Annotated in this window: 28 protein-coding genes and 1 pseudogene; all 29 read right to left on the reverse strand. The window is 54.1% G+C overall.

Going from position 1 to position 24048, the window contains the following annotated elements; translation table 11 throughout:
* On the reverse strand, positions 1 to 1563 hold a 1563-nt coding region (locus tag VLY20_12760), incomplete at its 3' end, for an Ig-like domain-containing protein (protein HUK57516.1).
* Positions 1564 to 1642: 79 nt separating this feature from the next.
* Positions 1643 to 2293 (reverse strand): hypothetical protein, encoded by a 651-nt coding sequence (locus VLY20_12765; protein ID HUK57517.1) that lies wholly within the window; start codon positions 2291 to 2293, stop codon positions 1643 to 1645.
* A 36-nt stretch (positions 2294 to 2329) separates the two neighbouring features.
* The gene (aroB, locus tag VLY20_12770; protein HUK57518.1) at positions 2330 to 3880 is read right to left on the reverse strand and encodes a 3-dehydroquinate synthase; all 1551 of its coding nucleotides are present in this window, start codon (positions 3878 to 3880) and stop codon (positions 2330 to 2332) included.
* Positions 3881 to 3914: 34 nt separating this feature from the next.
* Positions 3915 to 5078, reverse strand: coding sequence for a chorismate synthase (gene aroC / locus VLY20_12775; GenBank protein HUK57519.1), 1164 nt, complete (start codon positions 5076 to 5078; stop codon positions 3915 to 3917).
* 16 nt (positions 5079 to 5094) lie between these two features.
* Positions 5095 to 7536, reverse strand: a complete 2442-nt coding sequence (pilQ, locus tag VLY20_12780; protein HUK57520.1) for a type IV pilus secretin PilQ — start codon at positions 7534 to 7536, stop codon at positions 5095 to 5097.
* Entirely contained in the window at positions 7533 to 8075 is a 543-nt protein-coding gene (locus VLY20_12785) for a pilus assembly protein PilP (GenBank protein ID HUK57521.1), read from the reverse strand. The genes pilQ and VLY20_12785 overlap by 4 nt, the downstream gene beginning before the upstream one ends.
* Before the next feature lie 68 nt (positions 8076 to 8143).
* On the reverse strand, positions 8144 to 8812 hold the full coding sequence (gene pilO, locus VLY20_12790) for a type 4a pilus biogenesis protein PilO (GenBank protein HUK57522.1): 669 nt from the start codon (positions 8810 to 8812) through the stop codon (positions 8144 to 8146).
* Positions 8813 to 9364, reverse strand: coding sequence for a PilN domain-containing protein (locus VLY20_12795; GenBank protein ID HUK57523.1), 552 nt, complete (start codon positions 9362 to 9364; stop codon positions 8813 to 8815).
* Positions 9361 to 10431, reverse strand: coding sequence for a type IV pilus assembly protein PilM (gene pilM / locus VLY20_12800; GenBank protein HUK57524.1), 1071 nt, complete (start codon positions 10429 to 10431; stop codon positions 9361 to 9363). The genes VLY20_12795 and pilM overlap by 4 nt, the downstream gene beginning before the upstream one ends.
* 418 nt (positions 10432 to 10849) lie before the next feature.
* The gene (locus VLY20_12805; protein ID HUK57525.1) at positions 10850 to 11320 is read right to left on the reverse strand and encodes a hypothetical protein; all 471 of its coding nucleotides are present in this window, start codon (positions 11318 to 11320) and stop codon (positions 10850 to 10852) included.
* A 305-nt stretch (positions 11321 to 11625) separates the two neighbouring features.
* The gene (gene rapZ, locus VLY20_12810; protein HUK57526.1) at positions 11626 to 12492 is read right to left on the reverse strand and encodes an RNase adapter RapZ; all 867 of its coding nucleotides are present in this window, start codon (positions 12490 to 12492) and stop codon (positions 11626 to 11628) included.
* Positions 12493 to 12507: 15 nt separating this feature from the next.
* Positions 12508 to 13023, reverse strand: coding sequence for a ribosome-associated translation inhibitor RaiA (gene raiA / locus VLY20_12815; protein ID HUK57527.1), 516 nt, complete (start codon positions 13021 to 13023; stop codon positions 12508 to 12510).
* Positions 13024 to 13119: 96 nt separating this feature from the next.
* Complete coding sequence (gene rpoN, locus VLY20_12820; protein HUK57528.1) at positions 13120 to 14553, reverse strand: RNA polymerase factor sigma-54; 1434 nt, start codon at positions 14551 to 14553, stop codon at positions 13120 to 13122.
* A gap of 69 nt (positions 14554 to 14622) precedes the next feature.
* A complete protein-coding gene (gene lptB, locus VLY20_12825; GenBank protein ID HUK57529.1) occupies positions 14623 to 15348 on the reverse strand; it encodes an LPS export ABC transporter ATP-binding protein in 726 nt (241 codons plus the stop codon).
* 28 nt (positions 15349 to 15376) lie between these two features.
* On the reverse strand, positions 15377 to 15919 hold the full coding sequence (locus tag VLY20_12830; GenBank protein HUK57530.1) for an LptA/OstA family protein: 543 nt from the start codon (positions 15917 to 15919) through the stop codon (positions 15377 to 15379).
* Positions 15900 to 16466 carry an LPS export ABC transporter periplasmic protein LptC gene (gene lptC / locus VLY20_12835; GenBank protein HUK57531.1) on the reverse strand — a complete coding sequence of 189 codons (567 nt, stop codon included), beginning with the start codon at positions 16464 to 16466 and terminating at the stop codon, positions 15900 to 15902. The genes VLY20_12830 and lptC overlap by 20 nt, the downstream gene beginning before the upstream one ends.
* A gap of 221 nt (positions 16467 to 16687) precedes the next feature.
* Positions 16688 to 17032 (reverse strand): annotated as a pseudogene (rplQ, locus tag VLY20_12840) (50S ribosomal protein L17).
* Positions 17033 to 17039: 7 nt separating this feature from the next.
* A complete protein-coding gene (locus VLY20_12845) occupies positions 17040 to 18038 on the reverse strand; it encodes a DNA-directed RNA polymerase subunit alpha (GenBank protein HUK57532.1) in 999 nt (332 codons plus the stop codon).
* Positions 18039 to 18144: 106 nt separating this feature from the next.
* Complete coding sequence (rpsD, locus tag VLY20_12850) at positions 18145 to 18771, reverse strand: 30S ribosomal protein S4 (protein ID HUK57533.1); 627 nt, start codon at positions 18769 to 18771, stop codon at positions 18145 to 18147.
* 24 nt (positions 18772 to 18795) lie between these two features.
* The gene (gene rpsK, locus VLY20_12855; protein ID HUK57534.1) at positions 18796 to 19179 is read right to left on the reverse strand and encodes a 30S ribosomal protein S11; all 384 of its coding nucleotides are present in this window, start codon (positions 19177 to 19179) and stop codon (positions 18796 to 18798) included.
* 10 nt (positions 19180 to 19189) lie between these two features.
* Positions 19190 to 19573 (reverse strand): 30S ribosomal protein S13, encoded by a 384-nt coding sequence (gene rpsM / locus VLY20_12860; protein ID HUK57535.1) that lies wholly within the window; start codon positions 19571 to 19573, stop codon positions 19190 to 19192.
* A 67-nt stretch (positions 19574 to 19640) separates the two neighbouring features.
* Positions 19641 to 19754, reverse strand: a complete 114-nt coding sequence (gene rpmJ / locus VLY20_12865; protein ID HUK57536.1) for a 50S ribosomal protein L36 — start codon at positions 19752 to 19754, stop codon at positions 19641 to 19643.
* A gap of 51 nt (positions 19755 to 19805) precedes the next feature.
* Positions 19806 to 20024 carry a translation initiation factor IF-1 gene (infA, locus tag VLY20_12870; GenBank protein HUK57537.1) on the reverse strand — a complete coding sequence of 73 codons (219 nt, stop codon included), beginning with the start codon at positions 20022 to 20024 and terminating at the stop codon, positions 19806 to 19808.
* A 6-nt stretch (positions 20025 to 20030) separates the two neighbouring features.
* Positions 20031 to 20792, reverse strand: coding sequence for a type I methionyl aminopeptidase (gene map, locus VLY20_12875; GenBank protein HUK57538.1), 762 nt, complete (start codon positions 20790 to 20792; stop codon positions 20031 to 20033).
* An 82-nt stretch (positions 20793 to 20874) separates the two neighbouring features.
* The gene (locus tag VLY20_12880) at positions 20875 to 21516 is read right to left on the reverse strand and encodes an adenylate kinase (GenBank protein ID HUK57539.1); all 642 of its coding nucleotides are present in this window, start codon (positions 21514 to 21516) and stop codon (positions 20875 to 20877) included.
* Between the two features lie 12 nt (positions 21517 to 21528).
* On the reverse strand, positions 21529 to 22842 hold the full coding sequence (gene secY / locus VLY20_12885; GenBank protein HUK57540.1) for a preprotein translocase subunit SecY: 1314 nt from the start codon (positions 22840 to 22842) through the stop codon (positions 21529 to 21531).
* Positions 22843 to 22861: 19 nt separating this feature from the next.
* Positions 22862 to 23347 (reverse strand): 50S ribosomal protein L15, encoded by a 486-nt coding sequence (gene rplO / locus VLY20_12890; protein HUK57541.1) that lies wholly within the window; start codon positions 23345 to 23347, stop codon positions 22862 to 22864.
* Between the two features lie 3 nt (positions 23348 to 23350).
* Positions 23351 to 23545 carry a 50S ribosomal protein L30 gene (rpmD, locus tag VLY20_12895; protein HUK57542.1) on the reverse strand — a complete coding sequence of 65 codons (195 nt, stop codon included), beginning with the start codon at positions 23543 to 23545 and terminating at the stop codon, positions 23351 to 23353.
* A complete protein-coding gene (gene rpsE, locus VLY20_12900) occupies positions 23523 to 24041 on the reverse strand; it encodes a 30S ribosomal protein S5 (protein HUK57543.1) in 519 nt (172 codons plus the stop codon). Before rpsE ends, rpmD begins: the two co-directional genes overlap by 23 nt.
* Positions 24042 to 24048: the final 7 nt, after the last annotated feature.

Genomic DNA, 24048 nt, shown 5'->3' on the forward strand with positions numbered 1-24048 from the left:
GTTTTCATCTATGAACGGCTCGCCGCCGTTGTCATCAAAGGGCTCTCCGGGATCGTACACCCCATTCCCGTTGGTGTCATAAAACGTCTCTTCCCCCATCGTCACGGCCAGAACGGAGACCCTTCCGTCCCTCGGGTTGGGTTCCAGAAGATCATACAATCCGTTGCTGTTCAGATCATTAAACAGCACGGTCTCGTTCCCGATCGGGTTCAAATCCTGTCGCGGATCGGTATCGACCGGCAGTCGGTTCTGAGTCCGGAATAGAACCGTTGTTTCACCTTTATCATCCGTAACTCCCTGGCGGTCGATCGCGCCGGCCTCGGTATAAAAGGAAACAGCGGTGCCCTGAAGTACATTGAAATTCCCGAATCGATCGGCCATGAACGCGCTGATGTTCGCCTGCTCATTGTCGTAGGCCAGACCGGCGAGGTTATGAATATCGGCCGCAACGCTGAAGAATCGGGCCGAGGGAACTCCTCCGCCGATCGAAAGCGGTGTCGAGGTACTAAAGATCTCACCCGAATCAAACGTCCCGTTGCCATTGGCGTCGATGAAGGCCAGGATGCGCGTCGGGCCGGCCACGAACCCGCTTTTCAGAAAGGTCTTGGCCACCCCCCCGACCGTCGCGGCGGCCGGAGGATCGATCGCGGCCCCCCCGCCCGGATTCATGCCGTTTAGAAACTGGAAATTAACCACCGTCCCATCCCCGATCGGCAACCCTTCCGTATCGGTGACGCTGAAGGAAACTTCGGACACCTCGGCCTGACCCGCGCCTTTGATGCCGACCACCTGAGGGTTCGCCTGAAGAAACTGGATCCCCAGAACCGGCAGGGCCTGAATCACAACGGGCGCCGATGCGGTGATGCTCCCGGCCGTGGCCGAGATCGTGAGGCTGCCGGCCGTCGTGCCCGCCACAAAGCTCGCGCTCGCGAGGCCCGCGCCGCCGGCGGTCGGAACGGTCAGCGTACTGGCCAGACTCGACCCGCTGGACAGATTACCCAGAGTCGAGTCGCTCAAGGTGAACGTAACCGAGGTATTGTCCGGAACAGGACTCCCATTGCAGTCAAAAATGGCCGCCGTGACGCTGGTGATCGCACGAACGGTCATCGGCGAGGCCGGATTCAAGGTCACCGTCATCGGCGTCGGCGCATTGGACGGGATGCCGGCGCACGCAACCGTCACGCTCACGTCATTACTCTTGATCGTTCCATTGGCTGCGCCGATTGTGACGGGGCCGCCGAGAGCCACTCCGGTGACCAGCCCGTTGTTACTCACAGCAGCCACGGTCGGATCGCTGGAACTCCAAACATAAGAGACGCCGGTGATCGTATTGTTGGCGGCGTCCAGGCCCGTCGGTACGAGTTGCAACGTTTGACCTTTGGCGATGGTAAACGGTCCCCCGGACCCCGTGGCGTCCGCAACCTGAATCGATTTGACGACGGACGATGTCGTGTTGGTAATACCCGGAGCATTCGAAACGTTCACATTGGGATTGCTTTTGCAGGCCGTTGCCATGCCCAGAAGCGCCAGGACCCCAAGCCATCTGACCGCCGACCGTTTCATACCGCCTCCTCCAATGAATGCCTGTCGGTAACGCCGGATAAAACCAACCAACCCAATTCGGTATACAGATGTCCCGTCTTTACTTGCTGCAATTGTCATAGTTGCCCATGTTGAAGGTGGCGGAGCCGACCAAGACCACGTCTTGGTCAAACTGGGACGTCCCCCGGAAGGTATATTTGGCCGAATAGGAGGCCGGAGGGTAAAGACTTCCACCGTTGTTGACATACTCCTCCTTGGTCTGAAAATTCACGAATTCCAACGTGAAGGTGGCCTGCGAACCATCCGTGTTCACCTTCAGGCTGGTTGGACCGAACGACTGGGACGTCAACGCGGGCGCCGTTACCAGGTTCGTCGCAAGGGGGGTGTAGTCGATCGTATAGCTGGTAAAAGTAATGAAGGCCGGCGCCGGCGGCGAGGTTACATCTTTCATGAGATCGGCCTCGATCGTGACCTTGGCGTCATGTTCGCCGAATTTTTCGGGATCCTGCGTGGTCGGATCGCCGTCGCAATCCTGATTCTCGACGACGTCGACGTCCGGCGTGTCCCCGCCGAAACCGACCGAATCGGTCGGGACGACCGAGTCCACCGACACGCAGGCGCCGGTGACATCGACCCCGTTGCATTGCCCCGCGCCGCCGATCTGCCCGCAGCCCAGCACCCATCCAAGCAGGGCCGTCGCCCCCAATGAAAGCCACATCCGGCTCGCCTTGATCCCCGTGACTTTATTCACCCCGCCCTCCTTTGTTCAATTCCTCTACTGCTTTTATCAGAACCATGTCTTTAGCAGATTAATGATTTCTTTTTGACTGACCGGTTTGACTACGACCCGGCCGATGCGTTCGGCCAGGACGAAATGAATCTTTCCGCCGGCAACCTTTTTGTCCATCGTCATGGCTTTAAGTATATCGGCCGACTTGATTTTCGGCAAGGCGACCGGAAGCCCCGCCCGTTCGAGGAGCCGGATCTGACGCCGGGCGCACGAGGGATCCGAAAGCCCGAGGCGGACGGACAGGCGCGCGGCGAAAGCGATCCCAATCGAAACGGCCTCGCCGTGAAGATAAGTGCCGTAATTCGTAACGGTTTCGAGCGCGTGGCCGAGAGTATGCCCGTAATTTAAGATCTTTCTCAAGCCGCCTTCACGTTCATCTTTTTGGACCACGTCCGCCTTGATCGCGCAGGATCGGCGGATGGCATGGGTCAGCGCAGCCGGTTCCAATTTCAGGATCTTGTCCATGTTGTCTTCCAGGTAGTAAAAGAATCCTTCATCCCGGATCACGCCGTATTTGATCACTTCGGCCAGACCTGAAATGAACTCCCTCCGGTGGAGCGTTTTTAAAACCTCCGGATCGACGAGGACCAGCTTCGGTTGATAAAAAGCGCCGATCAGGTTTTTCCCGTGGGGGTGATCCACCCCGGTCTTCCCCCCGATGCTGGCATCCACCTGGGCCGCCAGCGTGGTCGGAACCTGGACGAAGCCGATGCCGCGCATGTAGGTCGAGGCCGCAAAACCGGCCAGGTCGCCGATGACGCCGCCTCCCAACGCCAACAGGGTCGAGCTTCGCTCGAACGATCGTCGGACGAGTTCGTCATAGACGCGGGAAACCGAACGGAGATTCTTATAACGCTCACCGTCGGGCAGCATCACGGTGGCCGCTTGAAATCCGGCCTTCCGGAGGCTTCGCGACACGACGGAGCCGTAGAGACGGTTCACCCGTGCGTTTGTAATCACGCCGACTTTTCCCTTGAGTCCCAGAGTGGCCAAGCGCTCCCCGATTCGGGGGAGCGTCCCGTCCCCGATCTCAATCGAATATCCCCGTTCCGCCAGATCGACCCGAATCGAGTTCCTCGACGAAACGATATCGCGGATCATCTTTGCAATACGGTCCGGCGACTTGTGCGTGGTATCAATCCGGTAATCGGAAAGAAGATAATACGGCCGTCGGACTTTCAACAGTTCCCGAATGCGCTCGATGCGTCTCCCCTCCTGGAGCAAGGGGCGCTCCGGCCCGGCTGTTCGGGCCATGATCGCGTCGGGGGAAGCGTCCAAACCGATCAAAACGCCGTTTCGTTGAAGACGCCGGAGGTTCACCGGATCCACCACCGCTCCGCCTCCCGTCGCGATCACGCAGGATTTTCTGTCGGCCAACTCCGCCACGACTTCCCTCTCCAGTTTTCTGAAATGAGCCTCGCCGAATTGCTTGAAAATCTCCGGGATGGTCCGACCGGCCCGTTCCTGTATCCGAAGATCGCTATCCTCGAATGCCCGGCCGAGATCGCCCGCCAGCCGTTTCCCGACCCGGCTTTTTCCGGTCCCCATGAAACCAATCAATACAATATTTTTTTTCTCCCCATTACCAGTTCTTAACATAGTCCTGATAAGTGTCGTAATTCCTCTTCATCTCGATCAGGCTGTCGCCCCCGAATTTTTCGATCATCGCTGCGGCAAGCTCGAACGCCACGACCGCCTCGCCGATGACGCCGGCCGCCGGCACGGTGCAGATATCGGATCGTTCCACCGTCGCTTCAAAGGGCTCCTTGCTCTTGATATCGACGCTTTTCAGCGGCGAGTAGAGCGTGGAGATCGGCTTCATCGCGACGCGGAGCACGATAGGTTGGCCGTTGGTGATCCCCCCTTCAAGGCCGCCCGCGTTGTTGGTCTTCCGATAGAATCGTTTGCCGGCTTCATCATAAAAAATTTCATCGTGAACCTCGGAACCGAAGCGCCGCGCGGCTTCGAATCCCATGCCGATCTCAACACCTTTCATGGCTTGGATGCTCATTAAACCAAAAGCCAGACGGGCGCCCAACCGGCGGTCCCACTGGCCGTAGCTGCCGAGACCGATCGGAACAGGGTCGGCGATCACCTCGAACACCCCTCCCAACGTATCTCCCTTGTCCTTCGCCTCGCGGATCTTTTCGATCATTTTTCCGGCCGCGGCCGCGTCCGCGCACCGGACCTCGGACTCCTCCGCCGCCTGACGGATCTGTTCGAAACTCATTCGGCTCGTTTCGGCCTGAATCCCACCGATCTCACGGACGTGGCTCACGAAGTTGATCCCAAAGGGCTTTAACAGGGCCTTCGCCACCGCGCCGACCGCAACCCGAATCGCCGTCTCCCGGGCACTGGCCTTCTCGAGGACATTTCGAATATCGGTATGGGCGTATTTGATCGCGCCGGCCAAATCGGCATGGCCCGGTCTCGGCTTGGTCACAACGCGCTGGGTCGCCGGATCGCCGGGTTCGACGGCCATGATTTCCTGCCAGGTTTTCCAATCCTTATTGGTGATCTGCATGCCGATCGGGCTTCCCAGGGTAAAGCCTTTCCGAACCCCGGAAACGAACTCGACCTGGTCCTGCTCAATCTTCATCCGCCCCCCGCGTCCGTATCCTTTTTGGCGACGGGCCAGATCGAGATTGACAGTCGCCTCGGTCAGGGAAACACCCGAGGGCATCCCCTCGATGATGGCCAAAAGCAGTTTGCCGTGCGACTCGCCGCCGTTAAGATACCTGAGCATTCAATATCAATCCGCGTTACTGTTTCACGATTCGGGGTGTGAGGAAAATCAGCAATTCATTCTTTGTATCCGTCTTGGTCTCATTTTTGAAAAGCCATCCCAGGACTGGGATACGTGAAAGAAAGGGAACACCGGATTCGGTTTCGCTCCGCTCATCCACAAAGATACCTCCGATCACGGTGGTCTCGCCGTCATTCAACAGTACCTCGGTCGTCGCCTCCCGCTTTGCGATGCTCGGACCGGCGGGGCCGCTGAAGCTGCCGATCGAATCCCGGGCCGCCTTCACCTTCAAAATAATGCTGTGATCCGGGGTGATGTGCGGGGTGACCTCCAGGGTCAAATTCGCGTCGACAAAGGTCGTGGTCGGCCCCGTATTGGCCGAGGACGTCTGGAAGGGAATCGATTCGCCCTGCTCGATCTTGGCCTGAAAATTATCCATCGTGGTCACCTTCGGGCTCGAGATGGTTTTGGTCAACCCGTTCAGTTCACCCGCGGAAAGGCGCAGGTCAAGATTGATCGGGTTTTCCGTGAACCGTCCGAAGTTGAAACCGACCGCGGGCACCGCGTTCAGACCCGAGACGCTGCCCGGCAGATTCACCGCAAAATCGGGCGCAAAGGTCCCGAAGGCGGGCGGAGTTATGCCGGCGCCGCTATTAATGCCTTGGACCCCGAACGCGCTATTTGATTTGATGGCGCTGAACCCCAATCCCCATTGAATGCCGAGCGACTGGGCAAAACTCGTATCGGCCTGAACGATCCGGGCCTCGATCTGGACCTGCGGCGTGCGTGTATCGAGTGCCTTGGCCAATGCCACCGCTTCGTTGACCTCTTTATCAATATCCTTGACGACAATGGTGTTTGTGCGTAAATCGACCGTGACATCCCCTCTAGGGCTAAGGGTTTTTTTCAGTGACAGAGCCATCTCCTGGGCGCTGGCATAGTTGACAAAGATGACCTTCGTGATGAGGTCCTCCGCCTTGAATTTGGCGTCTTTCGCATGGGCTTCTTCATCCTGCTGTTTGGCGATATCTGCAAGCGTGGCCACGCGGATAATGTTTCCATCGCGAGTCTGTCCCAGGCTGTTCATTTTCAAAACAATATCCAGAGCCTGATCCCATGGGACACTGATCAACTTGAGCGTCACCTTGCCTTTTACGCCCTCGCTGATCACGATGTTCAATCCGCTCACATCGGCCAATAACCGAAGTACGTTGCTGAGATCGGCATCCTGAAAATCAAGCGAAATTTTCCGTCCGACATACCTTTTCCGAGCCGTGATCTCCCCTTTCTTCATCGGCTCCACGGCGGCCGCCGATGTCATCGCCTCGGGAAGCGGCGCCGGTTTCGGTTTTTCTCGGACGACCGTCTTTTCTTTCGGCATTTCCTCATGTGTCGTTTCCCGAGGCGCCTGATCGGGCGGCACTTGACCGGCTTCCTGCGGCTTCTCTTGAGGTTGGGCCGGCGTCGCTTCCGTCACCGGCGGTTTTTCCCCCTGTTCCTCGTTCGGCTTGGCCTTGGCCTCGGCCGGACCCGGCGAGGATTCCCCCGCCGCCGCGCTCAAGGCGACCACGACTTCTTTCCCGGACGGCTCGACGGTGAACGAGGCCTTGGAATTCAGGTCAAAAACGACACGGACCTTCATCGGTTTTAGATGCTGACCGATTCGGATGCTCTTCAAAAGACTGTGCTTCACGGAAATCGTGTTTGGGCGGATGGCGTTCGTCACATCCGGCAAATCGACCACCAGCCGGTTTCCCTCAACCATAAACGCATTCGGTTTCAGAGCGCCGTCCCCCGCAATATGAATGGCGACCGTGTCCTTGTCTCGATCGACGGTAAGTTTTGAAACCGTCTTGGCCGCCGGAAGGGCCGGCTCGCTCGGTGCCGGTTTCTCTTCCACCACTGGAGGAGGTGGCACCGGCGTCTGCTGGGCCGCCTCTGTCATGGCCTGGGCTTCCGGAGCGGACGGATTTGAAGCCGCCTCGGAAGTCGAAGGAGCCGCCGTCTCGGTAGCGGCCGAGGCGGTCGGTTTATCAATGTCGATCAGCAACTTTTCTCCGTCGGCTCGCACATGAGAAAGAACGGGTTCCGTAAGCGTGATCTCCAACCGAACCACGTTGCTGGGTTTTTCCCCTTCGATGGGAACCAGATCGGTAACGGCCCCTTGGCCGATCGGTATCCGATCCTTGAATTTCCCAACGGAAGCACCGGCCAGATCCACGATCAGCCTCGCGGGATCCGTTAATTGATAAGAGGTATAAACCAACGCTTTCTGCCCGGCTACGACAATCTCCGTTTTATCCGGCTGTTCGGTCACCGAAATATCCTGAAGGGTGTTAAGCTCGTCGCCCGGCTTGGTCTGTTTGTGAACGGTAGCGCATGAAGCCATTCCTAAAGTTAGAACAAGTACGATGAATACGTTCACCGCGGGCCAAGCAAAAAACGTCTTGAGTTTCATTCGCTCCCCTCCTTTTGGGGATGAAGATCCAACCTCACTTCCCTCACTTTTTTTGCACCGAAAATATCGGTATATTTTTCCTCGATGGTCAGATAACGCTCGGTGATCTTTCGAACCGATCCGTTGTTGGGTCCCACAGGAGTTCCCACGTGAATGGTGTATCCTTTGCCGTCCGGAGTCTGGACCATGGCGGAATATCCAAATCCCCCCCAAACGATGCCGATCAGGCGAAGTTCGCCGATCTCCGTACGCAACAGAGGCGGAAGACTTTGCAGGCTTTTACCCGAACCCAATGTAACCAAAATGGATTGGAATGGATCTCGACGTCCCTCGGCGACATAGACATAGGGAGGAGGCGATGGAGTCTGGCCTCCCGTGTTCTGCTCGGGCGCCGCGGCCGTCACCGCCGGGACTTCAGGACGTTTAACCGCGCCCGGTTTTCCTGCCGATGAGGCCGGAGGGGACGACCCTCCTCCGCATCCTGCGGCCACCGTCGTGATCAACCCCAAAACAAATCCAAGGGTCAAGAATCGGGCCATGCGACCGATTTCACTTGTCCGAACTCGTCCTACGACCCGTCCTCGCTCTAGTGAAATACTCATTTATATTATTCGCCCCCCGGCGGGCCGGTTTTCCCGCTTTTGGCAGGGGCCGCTTTGCCCTTGGCGCCGGCCTGCGCTTTCTTTTTATCATCGGGAGAAGCCGGTTTCTCCTCCGATGCCGCAAAGGCCGTGGCCACAAAAGCGGTCTGGATCATCAAACGTCCTCTTTCCACATGCGGGCTTCCCATCTTGATGTTTGTAATATTCACAATTCGGGGTAGCTGGCTCACGCTGTCAAAAAACAACGCGGTGGTGTGATACCCGCCCCCGACTTCGACCTCCACCGGAATTTCTGAATACAAACCGCTAGGGTCTTCCTTTTTGGCGGAAGGCCGCCACAATTTGAAATCAAGACCGACCCGAAGCCCCAGATCGGAGACCTGTTTGAGCAAGGTAGCAACCTCCGCCTCCGGGGGAAGCTGCTCTTTTTTCTCCGCCAATTGCTTTTCGAGTTCGGCGTTTTCCTTTTTCAACTGGTCCAGTTTCTCGACTTTGGCGCGTTGGATCCCAATCTCTCCATCCAATTTCGCAATATCAGCCCGCAAGCCCGCGACTTCGTTATTTTGAGGGAGATAAAAAAACCAGAAAAACATCGCGATGATGAGGATATTGATCAAAAACAGGGCCAGGAGCTTCTGATACGTGGGAAGATTTTTAATAAAGTCCAGATTCATTCAGATCACCATGGTGCAACGGAGTTTGAAATTATATATAGGAATATTGAGTTCAATGGCCTGTTTCGATTCGATGAGTTGAATATCGGAAAAAAACTTCGAGTTTTTCATATTGTTGATAAATTCGACGATGTCGGCGTTGGTGATGGCTTTGCCTTCAATATCCACCGTCGGACCCTGCTCCGTGATGGTGGTCAGCCAGATTTTTAATGGTTCAATGCTTTTACTGAGTTCGTCCAGCAAATGCACCGGGGCGCCTTGATTTTTCTTTAGCTGTTCAATGATTCTATTCTTGTCCTCCAGGACCTTCTTGTTACTTTCGTAGTTTTCAACTTCCTTGACTTTTTCCTTCAACACCGTCAATTCGGCGCTGGCTTTCGTTTTTTCTTCGTGAAGACGGCTGATTTGAGAATTCATCAAATACCAGAAATAGACACAGGCCACCACGACAAAACCGATTAGAACGCCCGCCAGAACGAACTCGTACTGGATCTCCATTTGCTTCTTGGCTTTTCGCGCCTTTGGAATCGCCAATAAATTGATCTTGATCATCGGTCACCCATCTTTCGAATCGCCAGGCCGACGCCGACGGCGGCTTGGGGCGCCATTTCCTGAATCTGTTCAACGTTGAACAACTTCGGATCGATTTCGATTTGATTGAATGGATTGGCCAATTCGACCGGCACACCCAAGCGTTCACTCAGCAAGGCGACCAGGCCTTTGGACCGCGCCGCTCCTCCGCACAAAACGACTTTATCGATATTCTCCTGCATGGTTGTCGTTTTAAAGTAGTCGATGGAGCGGGTGATCTCTCCGGCGACCTCCGTGTTTACGGTGTTGATGACGGCGGAAAGCGCTTCCGGGTTTACCCCCTCCGGATTCTCCACCCGTTTGGCTTGTTCGGCGTCCTGATAGCCCAGGTTCAACTCTTTCTGAATCGTTTCGGTGTACCGATTCCCCCCGATCGAGATATCGCGCGTAAAGGAGGACATCGTATTTTTCAAAATGTTGATGTTCATCACACTGGCACCGATGTTCACCAACGCCACGACTTCAGTCTCCTGAACGCCGTAGTTCACCCCGTACATATTTTCGATTGCGAAGGCGTCCACATCCACCACCCGGGGTGTCAGACCCGCGTCCGCCACCAACGCGGTGTATTCATTCAACTTGTCTTTTTTTGCGGCCACCAGAAGTACATTCATTTGGGGCTGTCCGTCCTGACCATCGCTGGTTCCCAAGATGTGAAAATCGATATTGACGTCATTGATGTCAAATGGAATGTATTGCTCCGCTTCCCATTTAATCGACTCTTCCAATTCGTCTTCGGTCATCGCCGGAAGGCTGATTTTCTTTACAATCACCGAATGACCGGAAATGGAAATGGCCACATCCTTCAGCTTGATCTTTTGTTCGGACAACAATTCCTTCAGGATGCCTCCGACGCTGCTCGCATCCATCACCGTGCCGTCCACGATCATTTCAGGCGCCAACGACTTGATGCCGAATTTCTCCAGAGAATAACCCGTTTTCTTTTCCTTGAGTTGAACAACCTTGATCGCGCTGGAACCGATGTCCAACCCAAACAGGGGACTGGCTTTGGAAAATGAAAAAAACATCGTTTGACTCCTACCTTCTGGAACGGCTACAGCCGATTGTTCCTGCTCTGCATGATTTTACGAATCTCCTTCAAATTTTGATTGGAGTACAGTCGCCAATTACGCCAATCCCGGCCCACGTTCGATATCAGTCCCTCCTTTTCCCACCGAAAAAGCGTCGCCTTCGAGATATCAAAAATTTTGCAGATGTCTCTCGTCTTGTATCGTTTTACTCTAACATTTCGAGCCATAAATCGACCTTGTGAGGTGAGGTGTATTCAGATTGAGCGACCTAATAGTAGCAAGTATACTTACTATATTCAGCTTGTCAAGGGATTTTAGTCAAAAAATTCATTATTTTTCACAAAATAATCGAAGGGTTATGGGTTAACCGAAAATATCCAGCAAAAAATGAGGGCTTTAAGATAGCGGAATACCGTCAGGAATGCTTTTGTTTGGCCACCAAAAGGCGTTGGGCGCCCGTGCGGACCGCTTCGGGAATGTTCCTATTTTTGGCCAGAAGGCCCAGATCCTTCACCTTGACCGATGCCAATAACGGGATCGATATCCCAAGGGGGGTCTTCGGATTACCGACGAGAGCGAAAATAATCGAGTAGTTTTTCAGCCATTCCTTATTTTTCCCCACGGTCCGCAAAATGTCATCCGAAACATTTCTCGATTGCGCAATGAAAAGAATCTCGTCCTCGGTAATTTTGGGGCTGCTCAAGACCGCCTGGGCGACTTGACGATTGGGATCCTTGAGCAACAGACTTCTCGCGTCTTTTCCACCGCGTAGGGCAAATTGCACCTTTTCGGCCACCGGCATTTTTTGGATCCGTTGATAAAGCGTCTCTTCATTTTCTTTTCGATGTTTGTCCTCAACCTCCTCTTCCGTTTGAACTTGTTGCACGTCAAGTTCCTTATACGGCACCAATCCTTTGTCCGCCGGAAATACGGGGTCCCTTTTTATAGCTTGTATCCGTTTTTTGAATTCCGCCGGAGCATTGGTATATAGATACAGGAACGTTTGCGGCAGGACCCTCGGGTGGCCCAGCAACAATACCACGAGGGCCTGATCCCGGTGATGCAATTTTGCAATTCGGTCTAGGGTGGTTCCGTCCGTGGACGGGTCCTTGAGGAGTCCCATAAGGGTCCCGGTAGAACAATGCTCCAAATCCAACGTTAGGAGAAGGGTCCTTTTTGCTTTCATGCTTTTCAGCGATCCCGGGTGATATCCCGATGACGCAGCACCACGTGATAATTGGCGGCCTTGAGATCGTCATGGAGCCGTTTGGCGATGGCCACGGAGCGATGACGCCCTCCGGTGCAACCGATTGCGACGGTTAAATAGGGACGACCTTCCTTCTCATAAAACGGGATCAAAAAAGAAAGGAACGATTGAACCAAGTCAATAAACTTATCCGCTTCCGGTTTCCGAAAGAGATAATCCTGGACCGCCGGATCTTCACCGGAGAGAGGTTTCAGATCGGATACAAAATTCGGGTTCTGAAGAAAACGCACATCAAACAGCAAATCGGTTTCGTAGGGAATCCCGTACTTATATCCGAACGAAATAACGGAGATGCTGGGTTTTCGAATTTCCCCCTGGTCAAAATAGTGTTGGGCGATGACATCCTTCAGTTGCTGGATCGTGAAGGTGGATGTATCAATGATTCGGTCCGACCGTTTCTTCAATTCAGCCAATTGCTGCCGCTCCTGTTGGATTCCTTCAAGAATGGGCCTGTTCTTGGCCAACGGGTGAGGCCGTCGCGTTTCAGAAAACCGTCGGACGAGCACCTCATCATTCGCCTCAAAGAAGATCAATTCATAGGGGTATCCTTCTTCTTTGAGTCGATTCGAAATCCCCAGGAAATCCCGTAAAAAATCCCGTTCCCGTATGTCGATTCCTACGGCAACTTTCGTGATTCCTGCGCTGGACTGGGTACACAGGTCGGCAAAAACGGGCAACAACGATGGAGGAAGGTTATCGACGCAGAAATATCCGAGATCTTCAAAACATTTTAACGCATTTGTTTTTCCGGAACCGGACAATCCGCTGACGATGACCAATCGTAGGTCCATGGAGATTCCAACGGTTCAGTGGATGATCAGTTCGGTCAACACGAGATGGCCGTTTGTCCCGCGAACCAATATCTTAAGTTGATCATCCGCGTCGTCAAAGAAAACAACGTGACCGGCCTTTACCGAAGCCAACCGAGTCATGGCATCGTCCATCGAGAGCCTCAATACGATATAAGCGTCCCGTGTAATCATCGGTGTCGTTTTCGGAGCTTTTAGAGCGGAGGATCGCTTGGCCGACGGCGGTTTGTGTCGGGAAAGCTTCTCCTTGTACCTTCTTAACCGTTGTTCGATCTTGTCCATCGCCCTGTCAATGGACCGATACATTTCGTCCGTCTCTTCCTTGGCCAGAATTCGATCTCCATCAACCCATAATGTGATCTCGGCCGTATGCCGATATTTTTCGACCGACAACCGGACGGCCGCCTCGATGGGCTTGAAGGAATAGCGGGCCACTTTTTTCAACCGCTGTTCCGCATAATCGCGCAAGGCCGGGGTTATTTCCATGTGTCGACCTGTAACCGTAACCTGCATGGATGGCTCCTTCAACAAGTACAGCGGTGATCGGTTGGGAAACGCTTCCCGCGGTTTCGTTTCATTCTGATTCGTGCACAAAAGACGAGCGCGCGTTCAGGATACGTACCGACGGCGGCTGGCCTGCGGTATTTTAAGCTCCACTCGGTATTTGGCCACTGTTCTTCGTGCAATTTCGATATGCTGATTTTTTAAGCGTTGAACGATTTCTTGGTCTTTGAGGGGATTTTTCGGATCCTCCTGCGACACCATCTGCCGGATGATCTCCCTTACGGTGACGGAGGAGACTTCCCCGCCGAATTCTCCGCTTCGTGAAAGACTGCTGTTAAAAAAATACTTCAACTCAAAAATTCCCTGAGGGGTGTGCATGTACTTGTTTGTCGTCACGCGACTGATGGTCGACTCATGCATGGAAATATCATCGGCCACTTGTCGCAAAACCAAGGGTTTTAAGTAATCCACTCCCTTCTCCAGAAACTCCCGTTGGAATTTGACAATGCTTTGCGCCACCTTACAGATGGTCCGATTCCGTTGCTCGATGCTGCGGACCAACCAAATGGCCGATCGAAACCGGCCCTCCAGATAATTGCGGGTCGCATCGGGAACCTGTTTTTTTTCCAAGAGCAATTTCTGATAATAAGGACTGATGCGGAGCTTGGGCAGGCCGTCGTCGTTGAGGACGACGACATAGCCGTCATCGGATTTAACCACAAAAATATCCGGAATGATAATTTGGGCTTCATCCGTTAAAAACGGCCGTCCGGGTTTGGGTTCAAGGGCTTGAATGATTTTTACGACCGCCAGGACTTCTTCCAGAGAAACCCCCAACGCCTTGACAATGTCCTGAAACCTTCGGGTCTCGATCTCCTTTAAATGATTCGCAACGATCGCCTCGGCCAACGAGCCCTTCAGTCCGAGTTGTTCCAGTTGGATCAATAAACATTCCCTCAGATCTCTTGCGCCGACTCCCAACGGGTCAAAACTCTGAACGAGCGTGAGCGCCCGTTCGACCTCGTCCTTTTTGGCTTCGGTCAATGTCGCCAGTTCCTCAACGCTAATCCGGAGATACCCGTCTTCATCGATGTTCCCAATAATGCTTTTACCGATTTCGACGGCACGGGGAGTCGCGACGGACAATCGCAATTGCCAAAGGAGATGCTCCGAGAGGGATGGAGGTCGGGTCAGCGTCTGTTCATAAGAAGGCGGCTCGTCGCCCGCCGCCGACGGATACTCGGTTTCTTTATTTTCGCGTTGAATATCTCCGATATATTCCTCCCATTGCGAGGACAGCTCGGTTTCCGCGGCGTCCGTCGCCGTCTCCTCCGTTCGTTCGTCTTCCTCGGACTTTTTCTCCTCCACCGTCTCTTCCAGATCCGTCAGCTCATCCAGCAATGGATTCTCCAGCAGTTCCTGCGAAACGATTTGGGTGAGTTCAAGCCTGGAGAGTTGCAGAAGTTTGATCGCCTGCTGCAACTGCGGCGTCATAATCAGTTTTTGAGTCAGTCTTAAATCGAGCCGAGTTTTCATCATACCGCGGTCATGTTTCGCACTCTCCCGTGCTCCGAAACGGCTTGGACGGGTCTGTGCGCGATGATTTTCTTATCCAAGAAAACGGAATTTTTCTCCCAGATAAATCGCCTTGGCTTTGGAACTGTTTGCGATATCAAGGGATGTGCCCGATTCCAGGATTTCCCCCTCACTGATTATATAAGAACGGTCTGTAATTTCAAGTGTTTCCTGAACGTTGTGATCCGTGATCAGGATTCCAATACCCTTGGCCTTCAATTGGCCGATTATTTTCTGAATATCGATGATCGCGATGGGATCGATGCCGGCGAAAGGTTCATCCAGAAGCAGAAAATGCGGCGAGGTCACCAGCGACCGCGTGATCTCAACCCTCCGGCGCTCGCCTCCCGATAGCGCATAGGCTTTGTTTTTGGACAGATGCGAAATGTTCAGTTCTTTGAGAAGGGAATAAAGGCGCTCCTGACGTTCCGAATGGGAAAGATCCAGCGTCTCAAGGATCGCGAGCAGGTTTTCTTCGACGGTCAGTTTTCGAAAAACGGAGGGTTCCTGCGGAAGATACCCGATGCCTTGACGGGCCCGTCGGTACATCGGGAGATCCGTGATGTTCCGATCATCGAGAAAAATCTCCCCCTGATCCGCCGAAATCAGGCCCACCATCATATAAAAAACCGTCGTTTTCCCGGCGCCGTTCGGCCCCAACAACCCCACCACTTCACCGGTTTTGACATCCAAGCTGACATCTTTAACGACTTTGCGTTTTCGAAAACTTTTCTCGAGATGTTTCGCACACAGAAGCATCGTCCGCCCAGGAAACGTTTGATCCAAGTTACTTCTGCACCGGCTCGTTGGGATGAATCAGCACTTTGCTGCCTTCAACGACGCTCCGATCCTCCCGCAAATAAATCGTCATCTTGGTTCCGGTGATCTTGGTATCTTTTTCCCAAGCGACCGGATCGCCCAACAGAATAACTTTATCTTCCTTTTGATAATAAAAAGCCTCCTTGGATTTGGCTTCTTTCTCCCCCTGTTTCAAGACGACGTCGCCGGTCGCATGAATAAGCGTAACCTCATTATCGCTAAACTGAGATTGAGGAGAGATGAGGCCCGACGATGATTTCGAGTTTCCGGCGGTGTCATCCTTTGAAGCGAACGTCACCTCCGCGTGACGGGACGTGATGGTCATATCCTCCTTGATCATGACCACATCGCCGTCGAAAACGGCCAGATGTTCCATGTTCTTTACCGTCATGCTTTTAGAGGTGATGGAAAGCGTTTTGGATGGGGTCGGCGCCTCCGCCGCAAACGGGGGCGAACCATTCCAAAAAAAAACACCGATGATCAGAACGAGTTTAAGGCTCGGCCGTAACACGGACATCCCCCGTAACCGTAAATTGCTGATTTTCCAGTTTCACGACCAGCTGATCGCCGCGTATGAGGAGTCGCTGAGCGGTGATCTGAACCGGTTGCAGCGATATAATCTCCCGTTCTTGATCTTTCCAGCTCATCGATGGAGTCCGAATTGTAAACCCGTTGTTCATCGAAACATCCAGATCCCCGTCGTTCTTCTTGATTTCAAAGTCATGCGTTTCGGTATCTAAGAGACCTTCATCCCCTGAAAAACGGACTTGGAGTCCTTCGGCGGTTTGAAGAATCGCCTGCATTTCTTTGAGAAACACCTCTTTCCGGTCCTCAAACACCTCGGCGTGCTTGGCCCGGATATCCCATTCCACCGTCCCATTTCGAATCTGCTTGAGCGTAAACCCGTCCATTTCGATGTCCGCTTTGGAGATCAGCGTCTTCGACGAAGGCAAGACTTGAGGATGTTCGATTCCCACCGACAGAACCCAGGCCAACAACGACAGGAGCATTCCAATGAAAATCAGGAGAAAGATCCTCGGAAACTGCGCCGCCGACATCGTACACACACTATAACATACGTCACGGATTGAGTAAAGCATCGGACAATACGGAACTTACTGGAAATATTTCCGTATCCGGCAAGGCAACTATTCAGAGAAGAGGAGATGAAAGGATGGTCTTTAAATTAAAATCGGCCAAAACCGTCCTAAGGGCTGGTTTCGGGTCCCTCTTTCGGTTTTTCGGTCTTCGTGGATTTGGCAGGTTGTCCCTGAACGACCAATTCGACCACGGCCATTCGGGCGCCGTCCCCGATACGAAGCCGCGTTTTGATCAATCGGGTATATCCTCCGGGACGTTTTGCGAATCGAGGTGCGATATCTCCAAACAATTTCGATACCATTTTGGGACTCGTCAGATACGATGCCGCCCGCCTCCGGGCGGCCAGATTTCCCTCCTTGCCCAAGGAAATCATACGCTCGGCGATGCCCCGAATCTCCTTGGCCTTGGCTTCCGTCGTTTCAATCCGCTCGTATTCGAACAGCGACGTCACCAGGTTTCGGTATAGGGCCCGTCGGTGATCGGTATCCCGACCCAATTGTCGTCCGCGCTTTTTATGACGCATATCGGCTTCACCCCCCTTTTTCGCTTCCCTCACCGGTCGGCTGATAATCCACCTTCATTCCCAGCGACAGTCCCATTCCCGCCAAGATCTCTTTGATCTCGTTCAATGATTTTCGACCGAAATTTTTCGTTCGAAGCATCTCGGATTCCGTTTTCTGGACCAGATCGCCGATCGTCTTGATGCTCGCGTTCTTCAAACAGTTGGCCGCGCGAACGGAAAGCTCGAGCTCATGCACGCTCCGGAACAGGTTTTTATTAAAATCCGTCTTTTTGTCGTCCACCGGCTCATGAACCGGTTCGATGGATTCATCAAAATTAATGAATATCGCCATATGGTCCTTAAGGATTTTTGCGGCATACGCCAAGGCATCGTCCGGCTTCACACCGCCGTCCGTCCAGATTTCCATGATCAATTTATCATAGTCGGTGATTCGGCCCACCCGCGCGTTTTCAACCGTAAAATTGACTTTCTTAATCGGGGAAAAAATGGAATCCACGGGGATGACCCCGATCGGCATCCCTTCCTCCTTATTTCGATCGGCCGGCACGTATCCGCTTCCGATGCGGATCACCATCTCCATATCCATATTCGCCTCTTTGTCGAGGGTGGCGATATGAAGATCGGGATTGAGAATCTCGACGTCCGCGTCATGAATAACGTCCTTGGCACGGGCTTCTCCCGGTCCTTTCTTCTTCAATCGGACGGTCTTGGACCGGTCGGTGTGAAGTTTGAAGCGGAGATTCTTTACATTCAGAATAATATCCGTTACGTCTTCCTTGACTCCGGGGATGGTTGAGAATTCGTGAAGGACGCCCTCGATCTTGACGGATGTCACCGCCGCCCCCGCGATGGAGGAAAGGAGAATTCTCCTTAGGGAATTCCCGATAGTTGCGCCGAAGCCGCGCTCAAACGGTTCGGCGAAAAATTTGCCGTAGGTGCCCGTCAGTGTTTCGGTTTCAATTTCCATCTTTTTGGGAATTTGGAAATCTTTCGTTCGAATAATCATAGTACCTCCTTGCCACGCCGCCTAAGACGGACGCATCTTTCGATTGCAACCGATGAAGGGAAAAGGCCCTCTCCGCTTTGGATCGTTAAAGAAGAATAATAAACGGTCATCTGGAATAGAGTTCCACCACCAATTGTTCATTCACCGGTATGTTCAGGTCATCCTTGGTCGGCATGGTTTTGACCCGGCCTTTGAAATTCCCCTTGTCAAGTTCCAGCCATTGGGGAATTCCCCGGCCCTCCGCGGACGTCAGAGAGGCCTGGACCTGCGGTAATTGACGGCTGGCCTGCTTCAGTTCAATGACATCGCCGTCTTTAACGAGAAACGACGCGATATCCACTTTCCGCCCGTTCACCCGAAAGTGGCCGTGGTTCACCATCTGCCGGGACTCCTTCCGGGATGAACAGAAGCCCATCCGGTAGACGACGTTATCGATCCTTCTCTCAAGCAGTTGGAGCAGGTTTTCACCCGTGATGCCTTTCTTTTGAGCGGCTTTCTTGAAATATCCGCTGAACTGGCGTTCCAAGAGTCCGTAAATCCTTTTCAGCTTTTGCTTCTCGCGCAACTGGATCTGATATTCGGAGATTCGGGGGCGGGCCTGCCCATGCTGACCCGGCGAATAGCTTCGCCGCTCGATGGCGCATTTTTCCGTAAAGCACCGGCTCCCTTTTAAAAATAATTTATTCCCTTCCCGCCGGCAGAGCCGGCAAACTGAACCGATATATCGTCCCACGTTTAATTCCCCTCCTTATTCATTTCATACCCGACGGCGCTTGGGAGGCCGACATCCGTTATGCGGAACGGGTGTCACATCTTTGATAAGATTGATCTTCAACCCGGCCGCCTGAAGCGCCCGAATCGCCGATTCTCGCCCCGACCCGGGCCCCTTGACGTAAACATCAATCTGTCGCATTCCGTGTTCTATCGCTTTCTTGGCGGCCACCTCCGCCGCCCGTTGCGCGGCGAACGGGGTGCTCTTCCTTGAGCCCTTGAACCCTTGATTGCCCGCGCTGGACCATACGAGGACGTTTCCGCTCATGTCGGTCACGGTTACAATCGTATTGTTGAAAGAGGCCTGAATATGCGCAACCCCGACCTGAACGATTTTCTTTTCGCGTTTTTTCCCTTTTTTACTTCCCATCCGTCCTCTCCTACGCCGTGGCTTCCGACTTCAGCTTGATGCCGATCGATTTCTTCGGACCCTTGCGGGTGCGCGCATTGGTTTTCGTCCGTTGCCCGCGAAGCGGCAGCCCCTTGCGATGCCGCAGCCCCCGGTAGCTCCCGATATCCATCAGCCGCTTGATGTTCATCGATACTTCTTTGCGGAGATCGCCTTCCACTTTATAATCCCGTTCGATGGTTTCCCGGAGCAGGACGATCTCGTCTTCCTTGAGGTCCTTCACGCGTTTATCCGGGCTCACCCCCGTCGTTTTAAGTATTCTTATCGAAGTCGAACGGCCGATTCCATAAATGTAGGTTAAACCGATCACGACTTTTTTGTCTCTGGGAAGATCCACTCCCGCAATTCTGGCCACATTGCCTCCTTTAAATCACCCGCCCGGACGCGGACCCGCACCGGAAACGGCCTGATTTTCTTTCACCCTATCCTTGACGCTGCTTGTGCCGGCGATTGGTGCAAATCACACGAACCACGCCCTTGCGGCGAATGACCTTGCATTTTGCACAGATCGCTTTGACTGAAGATCTCACCTTCATCGCTACACCGTTTGCTTAGGTATAAGGACCGCAGGCCGGGCCCGCGGGTATCTATTTGAACCGGTACGTGATTCTTCCGCGCGTCAGATCGTACGGCGAAAGCTCCACCGTCACCTTATCGCCCGGAAGAATCTTGATGAAGTGCATTCTCATCTTTCCGGAGATATGCGCCAAGACCCGGTGTCCGTTCTCCAGTTCCACTCGAAACATCGCATTGGGGAGGGTCTCCACAATCGTTCCCTGAACCTCAACCACGTCTTCCTTGGACATTCCTGTTCAGGCTCTCCCGTGATCGTTCGATGTTAATATCACCGGTCCGGCTTCGACAATGGCCACCGTATGCTCAAAATGAGCAGAAAGACTGCGGTCCTGTGTCACGGCCGTCCAGTGATCGCTCAGAATGCGAACACCCTCTTTTCCCATATTGACCATCGGTTCGATCGCCAAAACCATTCCTTCCTTAAGCCGGGGGCCCTGGCCGGGCTTGCCGAAATTAGGCAACTGGGGCTCCTCATGGAGCGACTGACCGATTCCGTGTCCAACAAAATCCTTCACAACCGAGTAACCGGCCGCTTCGACGTGCGTTTGAACGGCGTTGGAAATATCGGACAACCTGTTTCCGACCTTCATCTGTTCGATCCCCAAATACAGCGACTCCTCCGTCACCCGAATCAATCGTTGAGCGTCCGGCTCGATGTCGCCGACCGGCACCGTAACAGCCGCATCGCCGTAATAACCGTCGACAATGGCTCCGAGATCCAGCCCGATGATGTCTCCGGGCTGAAGTACCCGTTTGGAAGGAATCCCGTGTACGATTTCATCATTGACCGATGCGCAAAGGGTTGCCGGAAACCCCCGGTATCCCTTGAATGCCGGGCGACCTCCGCGTTTCCGAATCCCTTCCTCGGCCGTCCGATCCAGTTCCAGCGTCGTCACTCCGGGTTTCACTTGCGTCTTCAACTCCCGCAAAACCTCCGCCACGATTCGCCCTGCTTTTTCGATCTTGCGAACTTCCTCCGGCGATTTCAAAATAATCATGGTTATTGTAGGGGCTCACGTCGCCCCCTCCACCGGCCAAGCCGGATGGAGCCTCTCTCATTCGCTTCCGTTCGCTGGACGCTTATCCGACGGCTGCGGCGACCTTTCGATAGACCGTTTCGGGCGTTCCCGATCCGTCAATCCGCGCGAGGATCCCCTCGTCCTCGTAAAACCGGATGAGCGGCGACGTCTGCGATCGATAAACCTCCAGACGGCTGCGGATCGTCCCCGGCTGGTCATCGCTCCGCTGGATCAGCTTGCCGCCGCACCGGTCGCACCGATCCGGTTTCAGAGAGGGGCTGAATTCCAGATGATACACCGCCTGGCAATCCGGACAACTCCGTCGGCCCGACAAGCGTCGGATCAATTCCTCGTCCGACAATTCAAAATTCAGAACCCGGTCGATATTCAACTGGTCCTGACGGAGCATGGAAGCGAGGGCCCGGGCTTGCGGCACGGTTCTTGGAAAACCGTCCAGGATAAATCCTTCCCGGGCATCCGCCTCTTTCAACCGCTCCCGGATAATGCCGATCACCACTTCATCGGGAACCAGTTTCCCGCTGTCCATAAATGATTGGGCTTGAAGGCCCAGGGATGTTTTATTCTTCACCGCTTCGCGAAGAATATCCCCTGTTGAGATCTTCGGAATGCTACGCTGGACCGACAGCCGCTGGGCTTGCGTCCCCTTTCCCACACCCGGCGGACCCAGAAAAATCAGCCGCACGATGCACCTCGCCTATCCGGCCCTTCCCCTCAACCGGCCCTTGGACAGAAACCCTTCATAATGCCGGGTCAACATATGGGACTCGATCTGCTGTGCGGTGTCCAGACCCACGCCGATCACGATCAACAGCGACGTTCCGCCGAAGAAGAACGGCACCCCCATTTTATATATCAAAATTTCCGGTATGACGCAGACGGCCGCCAGATAAATCGCCCCGACAAACGTGATCCGGGTCAGGACCTGATAAATGTAGTCGGAGGTTCGCTGACCCGGCCGAATCCCGGGTATGAATCCTCCGTACTTTTTCATGTTATCGGCCATATCCACCGGATTCAATACCACCGCCGTATAAAAAAAGCAGAAGAAGACGATCATCCCCACGTACAAAAAGGTATAGAGTATCGATCCCGGAGCAAGTTGACGGGAAATGTCATGGACCCATGGAATTTGTATGAATCCCGTGATCGTGGCCGGAAAAGCGATGATCGAGGATGCAAAGATCGGCGGGATTACGCCCGCGGTATTGATTTTCAACGGAATATGCGTGCTCTGTCCGCCATAGACCCGTCTGCCGACGACACGTTTCGCGTATTGAACCGGAATTTTCCGGCGGGCGCTTTCCAGAAACACGATCGCCGACACGACCGCAACCATCAAAGCGGCCAGAACGATCAGGAAAAACAGGTTCAACTGTCCCGTATCGTAGAGTCGATAGGTGTTGATCACGGCCGACGGCATTCGAGCCACGATGCCCGAAAAGATAATCAACGAGATCCCGTTCCCGATTCCCCGCTCGGTAATTTGTTCGCCCAACCACATCAGGAAGGCCGTCCCGGCCGTCAGGGTGATCATCGTCATGATGCGAAAGGCAAAGCCCGGGTGCTGGACAAAAGATCCGTTGTTCATTCCCTCGAGACCGACCGAAATGCCGAAGGACTGGATTAACGAAATAACCACCGTCCCGTAGCGGGTATATTGAATGATTTTCTTGCGCCCCCGCTCGCCTTCCTTGGCCAGCTTCGAAAGCGTCGGAATGACGACGGTCAACAGCTGAAGGATAATGGACGCGCTGATGTACGGCATGATCCCCAGCGCAAAAATGGTCAGCCGGGATAACGCCCCGCCTGAAAAAATGTCCAAAAATCCGAGCAGCGCCCCGCCTTGAGCCGCCAGAAATTCGGCGAGAGCCTCGTTGTTGATCCCCGGCGTCGGGATATGCGCCCCGATCCGGTAGACGGCCAGCATTCCCAACGTGAACAGAATCCGATGCCGAAGCTCCGGAATGCGAAAAATGTTCTGAAGATTGATGATAAAACGTTCAAACAACTTTGCCGCTCCTCTAGTCCTACCGGGCCTTCACGGACAGATCGGGTTTCCCAGAAGCCTTCCGGATCGTTTCGGCCTTCCCACCGGCTTTCTGGATTTTCTCCAACGCGGATCGGCTGAATTGGTGGGCTTGGATCGAGAGCGGTTTGGTCAGCTCTCCTTGACCCAGGACTTTTACGGCGGTCGCGGATCGACGGACCAGCCCGGCTTCTTTTAACTGTTCCGGTGTAACGATCGACTTTCCGTTGAACCGGTTCAAACTCTCCAGGTTGACCACCGAGGCCTCGTCCCGAAAACGGTTTTTAAAACCGCGTTTGGGAATACGTCGGATCAAAGGCATCTGGCCGCCTTCAAACCCGGGTCCCTTGCCACCGCCGCCGCTGCGGGCAAGCCCCCCCTTATGCCCCTTCGTGGATGTCTTTCCGTGTCCCGATCCGATCCCCCGTCCGATTCGCTTCTCTTTCTTCCGGGATCCTTTTTGCGGTTTCAATTCATGAAGCCTCATGGACTACACCTCTTTCACATCGAGCAAGTGGCAAACTTGCGCGACCATACCCCGGGTCTGCGGGGTGTCCGGCCGAATAACCGTATGACGGATACGTCGAAGCCCAAGGGACCGGACCACGACCCGTTGTTTACGGGGGTATCCGATGACGCTTCGTCGCAAGGTGATGGCCAGATTACGCGGCCGGTTTGCCGACATATCCCGCCTCCTCCACCTGATCCGAACGACGCATTCTCTGGATCTCTTCCGGCGCCTGGAGTGCTTGAAGTCCGTTCAGCGTGGCCTTGACCACGTTGTAGGGGTTGCCGCTGCCCAAGGACTTGCTGACCACATTTTGAATTCCGCAAACCTCCATCACGGCCCGCACGGCCCCGCCGGCGATCACCCCGACGCCTTCCGCGCCCGGTTTCAACAGCACATCTTCGGCGCCGTAATGCCCCGTAACGGCATACGGAATTGTGGTATTCTTTAGAGGGACCTTCATCAAATCTTTTTTGGCCCGTTCAACGGCTTTCCGTATGGCATCCGGGACCTCCGCAGCCTTCCCTTTGCCCATTCCGACCCAGCCGTGTCCGTCTCCCACCACGACCAGCGCGCTGAAGCTGAATCGCTTGCCGCCTTTAACCACTTTAGCGACGCGGTTGATAAAGACCACCTTGTCTTTCAGCGCCAGATCATTAGGATTGACTTTCACCGAATTC

The organism is Nitrospiria bacterium (genome assembly GCA_035517655.1).
In the GTDB taxonomy this organism is placed as follows: Bacteria; Nitrospirota; Nitrospiria; order JACQBZ01; family JACQBZ01; genus JACQBZ01.

Coding starts and splice junctions, on each gene's coding strand:
- aroB (HUK57518.1), bottom strand. CDS start 3,880: ATGGGGACCGGAAAAAGCCGGGTCGGGAAACGGCTGGCGGGCGATCTC.
- lptC (HUK57531.1), bottom strand. CDS start 16,466: ATGTCGGCGGCGCAGTTTCCGAGGATCTTTCTCCTGATTTTCATTGGA.
- pilQ (HUK57520.1), bottom strand. CDS start 7,536: ATGAAACTCAAGACGTTTTTTGCTTGGCCCGCGGTGAACGTATTCATC.
- rpsK (HUK57534.1), bottom strand. CDS start 19,179: ATGGGAAGTAAAAAAGGGAAAAAACGCGAAAAGAAAATCGTTCAGGTC.
- rapZ (HUK57526.1), bottom strand. CDS start 12,492: ATGGACCTACGATTGGTCATCGTCAGCGGATTGTCCGGTTCCGGAAAA.
- VLY20_12795 (HUK57523.1), bottom strand. CDS start 9,364: ATGATCAAGATCAATTTATTGGCGATTCCAAAGGCGCGAAAAGCCAAG.
- pilM (HUK57524.1), bottom strand. CDS start 10,431: ATGTTTTTTTCATTTTCCAAAGCCAGTCCCCTGTTTGGGTTGGACATC.
- aroC (HUK57519.1), bottom strand. CDS start 5,078: ATGCTCAGGTATCTTAACGGCGGCGAGTCGCACGGCAAACTGCTTTTG.
- rpmD (HUK57542.1), bottom strand. CDS start 23,545: ATGTCGGCAAACCGGCCGCGTAATCTGGCCATCACCTTGCGACGAAGC.
- VLY20_12785 (HUK57521.1), bottom strand. CDS start 8,075: ATGGCCCGATTCTTGACCCTTGGATTTGTTTTGGGGTTGATCACGACG.
- lptB (HUK57529.1), bottom strand. CDS start 15,348: ATGCTTCTGTGTGCGAAACATCTCGAGAAAAGTTTTCGAAAACGCAAA.
- VLY20_12845 (HUK57532.1), bottom strand. CDS start 18,038: ATGATTATTCGAACGAAAGATTTCCAAATTCCCAAAAAGATGGAAATT.
- pilO (HUK57522.1), bottom strand. CDS start 8,812: ATGAATCTGGACTTTATTAAAAATCTTCCCACGTATCAGAAGCTCCTG.
- rpmJ (HUK57536.1), bottom strand. CDS start 19,754: ATGAAGGTGAGATCTTCAGTCAAAGCGATCTGTGCAAAATGCAAGGTC.
- rpoN (HUK57528.1), bottom strand. CDS start 14,553: ATGATGAAAACTCGGCTCGATTTAAGACTGACTCAAAAACTGATTATG.
- infA (HUK57537.1), bottom strand. CDS start 20,024: ATGTCCAAGGAAGACGTGGTTGAGGTTCAGGGAACGATTGTGGAGACC.
- map (HUK57538.1), bottom strand. CDS start 20,792: ATGATTATTTTGAAATCGCCGGAGGAAGTTCGCAAGATCGAAAAAGCA.
- raiA (HUK57527.1), bottom strand. CDS start 13,023: ATGCAGGTTACGGTTACAGGTCGACACATGGAAATAACCCCGGCCTTG.
- rplO (HUK57541.1), bottom strand. CDS start 23,347: ATGAGGCTTCATGAATTGAAACCGCAAAAAGGATCCCGGAAGAAAGAG.